This is a genomic window from Stenotrophomonas maltophilia group sp. Smal32 (assembly GCF_030237085.1).
Classification (GTDB): domain Bacteria; phylum Pseudomonadota; class Gammaproteobacteria; order Xanthomonadales; family Xanthomonadaceae; genus Stenotrophomonas; species Stenotrophomonas maltophilia_Q.
Genome location: NZ_JASJSI010000188.1, coordinates 2,672 through 3,618 on the forward strand (window position 1 = coordinate 2,672; position 947 = coordinate 3,618).

A 947-nucleotide genomic window follows, 5' to 3' on the forward strand; every position below is an offset into this window, starting at 1 on the left:
AGCGCCCCCCCAGCAAAATAACGAGGGTGGCGTTTTTGGGTGGGGGTTGTGACCCGGGTAAGAAATAGACGGGGCGGCTGGGGGTGGGGGCGCGGGTGATATATTTTATGTGGGCGGGGGGGGGGGCCCCAACCGGCGGGCCCCCATAGTGTAAGATGTGGCGGGGGCCCCGCGGCCCCCACTACCGATGATCGGCCAGCGCGCGGCATCGGGGGCAGATCCCGTTCGCGAAGCGAAAGGGATCTGACCCCTGACCGGTATAATCAGGCCCTCTTTCACTGCTTTGGCCGCCCCCTTGAACGACACGCCCGAACCCGTCGTCTCCGAGCTGATCGACCTGCTCACGCTGGAGCGGCTGGAGGACAACCTGTTCCGCGGGCAGAGCCGCGACATCGGCACCAAGTACGTGTTCGGCGGGCAGGTGCTGGGCCAGGCGCTGGCCGCCGCGCAGGCCACGGTCGACAACGGCCGCCACGTGCATTCGCTGCACGCCTATTTCCTGCGCGCCGGCAACATCGACCACCCGATCGTCTACGACGTGGACCGCACCCGCGATGGCGGCAGCTTCTCGGTGCGCCGGGTCACCGCGATCCAGCACGGCAAGGTGATCTTCTTCTGCGCGGCCTCGTTCCAGCAGGCCGAAACCGGCGCCGAGCACCAGCACAAGATGCCTGAAGTGCCGCAGCCGGAAGACATCGAACCGAACCGGCCGCTGCCGGCTGAAGTGCTGGAACGGCTGCCTATCAAGGTGCAGCGCTGGCTGTCGCGTGGCGGTCCGTTCGAGTTCCGCCACGTCTACCCGCGTGACGAACTGAACCCGCCCAAGCGCCCGCCCTACCACCAGGTGTGGCTGCGCCTGAGCGAACCGGTTGGCGATGCACCGGAGCTGCACCAGGCGCTGCTGGCCTATGCCTCCGATTTCCACCTGCTGGGCACGGCGACCTTCC

The 947-nt window shown here is 67.4% G+C and carries 1 protein-coding gene; it reads left to right on the top strand.

From position 1 onward, the window contains the following. Positions 1 to 283: 283 nt before the first annotated feature. Positions 284 to 947: acyl-CoA thioesterase (locus QRO91_RS22050; protein ID WP_404830278.1), on the top strand; the 664-nt coding region annotated here is incomplete at its 3' end.